At 67.6% G+C, this 364-nt stretch carries 1 pseudogene; it reads left to right on the top strand.

The features are described 5' to 3' along the window. Positions 1-364: pseudogene (locus E1281_RS39835) on the top strand (transposase family protein); the annotation flags it as partial.

The following is a 364-nucleotide window of genomic DNA, read 5'->3' as shown; positions in this document are numbered from 1 at the left end:
GCCTGCTCTACCTGGTGCTGGACGGCACGCTCATCCCCATCGACCGAGTGAAGGCCGACCGGCCGTTCTATTCGGGCAAACACAAGAAACACGGCATGAACCTGCAGGTCATTGCCACACCGGACGGGAACCATCCTGTGGGTGTCGGGGTCGCTGCCCGGCTCGGTCCACGACCTCAAGGCCGCCAGGATCTGGGGCCTGGTCCGCGCACTGGCCGCCGCCGGGATCCTGGTCTTGGCCGACAAGGGCTACGTCGGCGCCGACCCGCACGTCACGACGCCCTACAAGGGCAAGGACAAGCCCGAGCCGCTCAAGGACGCCAACCGCTCCCACGCCAAGCTCCGCGGACCAGGCGAACGAGCCA

Source organism: Actinomadura sp. KC345, assembly GCF_004348515.1.
In the GTDB taxonomy this organism is placed as follows: domain Bacteria; phylum Actinomycetota; class Actinomycetes; order Streptosporangiales; family Streptosporangiaceae; genus Spirillospora.
The sequence above is the reverse complement of the archived record's forward strand: the minus strand, read 5'-3'. Positions and strand labels throughout refer to the sequence as shown.